Source organism: Streptomyces sp. AK010, assembly GCF_014207295.1.
GTDB classification, from domain to species: domain Bacteria; phylum Actinomycetota; class Actinomycetes; order Streptomycetales; family Streptomycetaceae; genus Streptomyces; species Streptomyces massasporeus.
Genome location: NZ_JACHCX010000066.1, coordinates 1 through 1,694, shown reverse-complemented (window position 1 = coordinate 1,694; position 1,694 = coordinate 1). Strand labels below are relative to the sequence as shown.

Sequence of the window (1,694 nt, the reverse complement as noted above, 5' to 3'; positions counted from 1 at the left end):
AGAAGCCGTATTCCTATCGATCACGGGGGCGGTTCTGATCGAACAGGATCCCTTGACGGGTGATCTTGGCCGGTAGGTGCATGAAGGCAGGGCCTCCGGTGCAGCACGAGGGTTGCGACACCGACTCGTGCACCAAGGAGGCCCTGTTGTTCCAGTCTTGCGTGATCGTGCCCGCCGCGTCCAACTTCCGCGTGTCGCCGTGCGATTGTCTCGCTCACCGGTTCGGGAACGCGGCCGACCGTCCGGAGAGGGTGCCGGTGTATCCGTCGGACATGACGGATGAGGAGTGGGCGGTGGTGCGGGACGCGCTGCCGGTTCCGGCATGGCTGGAGGGCCGGGGCGGGCAGCCGGAGGGCTACTGCCACCGCGTGATGTTGGACGCGATCCGCTATGTCACCGACAACGGCATCAAGTGGCGCGCGATGCCGTGCGATTTCCCCAGCTGGGACCGCGTGTATGCGTTCTTCCGCAGGTGGCGGAAGAAGGGCCTGGTCAAGGAGTTCCATGACCGGCTGCGTGGCGAGGTCCGCACGGCCGAGGGACGCGAGGTGGAGCCGACCGCGGCCATCATCGACTCGCAGTCCGTCAAGGCGGCGGCCTCGGTGCCCGCCGTGTCACGCGGCTACGACGGCGGCAAGAAGATCAACGGCAGGCGCCGGCACGTCATCACGGACTGCCTCGGCCTCGTTCTGATGGTGCTGGTGTGTGCCGCCGATGTCACCGACCGTCAGGCCGCTCGCGGCATGCTGCCCCACCTGCGGACGAAGTTCACCACGATCACACTGGTGTGGGCCGACGGCGGCTACTCCGGCCGCCTGGTCACCTGGGCGGAGGAAAAACTCCAGCTCACCCTGCAGATCGTCAAACGCAGTGACGACGTGAAGGGATTCGCGGTGCTGCCGAGAAGGTGGGTGGTGGAGCGCACGCTGGGGTGGCTGATGCGTTCGCGCCGTCTGGTGCGGGACTTCGAGACGCTGCCCGCTTCCAGCGAGGCGTTCGTCTACTTCTCGCAGGCCATGCTCATGAGCCGCCGCCTCGCCCGCCGTCCGGCGTCCCGGCCGCGGCCCGAGCAGTCGCGGTGGGCCGCCGCGGCGTGAACCGGCCGGACGGCGACGCCGCCAGCCACTCCCGCTCGACCAGCCGCTTCGCCCGGGAGCGCACCCCCTCGATCTTCGCCGGCACCAACTCCAGACCCAGCCGGGCCGCCAGCTCCTTCGCTGACATCCCCGCACCGTCGCCTTCTGCGGACTCCACCAGCTCCACGATCCGCCGGTACTCCGGCGCGAGCGCCTGAAGGGTCCCTGCCTGGTGCCACCGCGGCACGACCGAGCCCGTGACCGGGACCTTCACCGCCTCCGCCGACGCCTCCCGCGGGCCGGGAACCACCACAGCCGCCTCCTCGGCCGGCGCGGCAAGGGCCTCGGCGAGCTCCACCCGCGCGATCACCCGGCGCTCCAACACTCCCTCCGCCACAGCGAGTTCGGCCAGGACCCGGTCCGCTTCCGCCTGAAGCTCCTCCACAGCCGCCCGGGCAGCACTCTCCCGTTCCTCCAGCAAGCCCATCACCGACGCCACCGGCGCCACCTCCGCACCACCGAGAACGAACTGAACGTCCGAACCCTCCCTCGGCGACACCGACACCATGCCTGATCAGCGGAAACTCAACGATCGCGTCCGGAAAGACAACGGCTTCT

The 1,694-nt window shown here is 69.2% G+C and carries 2 protein-coding genes; one reads left to right on the top strand and one right to left on the bottom strand.

Annotation, left to right across the window (positions count from 1 at the left end):
* Positions 1-272: 272 nt before the first annotated feature.
* Complete coding sequence (locus HDC93_RS37570) at positions 273-1,097, top strand: IS5 family transposase (protein ID WP_185015242.1); 825 nt, start codon at positions 273-275, stop codon at positions 1,095-1,097.
* On the opposite strand, the gene HDC93_RS39530 is transcribed toward HDC93_RS37570, so the two are convergent.
* Positions 1,021-1,575, bottom strand: a complete 555-nt coding sequence (locus HDC93_RS39530; protein WP_311774743.1) for a hypothetical protein — start codon at positions 1,573-1,575, stop codon at positions 1,021-1,023. The two genes, HDC93_RS37570 and HDC93_RS39530, sit on opposite strands and share 77 nt — an antisense overlap.
* Between the last annotated feature and the right edge of the window lie 119 nt (positions 1,576-1,694).